The organism is Methylophaga sp. UBA4204 (genome assembly GCF_002379485.1).
Classification (GTDB): domain Bacteria; phylum Pseudomonadota; class Gammaproteobacteria; order Nitrosococcales; family Methylophagaceae; genus Methylophaga.
This window is the reverse complement of sequence record NZ_DFTU01000051.1, coordinates 8,150-8,540: the sequence shown is the minus strand read 5'-3', so window position 1 is coordinate 8,540 and position 391 is coordinate 8,150. Positions and strand designations below refer to the sequence as shown.

Annotated in this window: 1 protein-coding gene; it reads right to left on the bottom strand. The window is 49.1% G+C overall.

What is annotated here, in order from left to right:
* Nucleotides 1-391: 3-deoxy-7-phosphoheptulonate synthase (locus tag B3182_RS07410; protein WP_292752181.1), on the bottom strand; the 391-nt coding region annotated here is incomplete at both ends.

Here is a 391-nt window from a genome sequence, read left to right as displayed (position 1 = left end):
ACATGGCAGTCGGGGTTTCCCGTGGTAGAGAATATAGCGGAATGTCCGTCTTTGGTCAGAGACATAAAGTGATGGGGTTTTGATGCTGACAGACAGGCATCTACTGCGATTTGCAATCCCCCGTCAGTAGCATTTTTAAATCCGACCGGGCAGGATAAACCCGATGCAAGTTCTCGATGAGCCTGACTTTCAGTAGTGCGTGCGCCGATAGCACCCCATGAAACCAAATCTGCAATGTATTGTGGACTGATCAGATCCAGATATTCGGTTGCCGCCGGCACTCCCATTTCTGCCAAATCCAGTAATAGTTTTCGCGCGATGTGCAGACCATCATTGATTTGGAAACTGCCATCAAGGTAGGGATCGTTAATCAGACCCTTCCAACCGACAC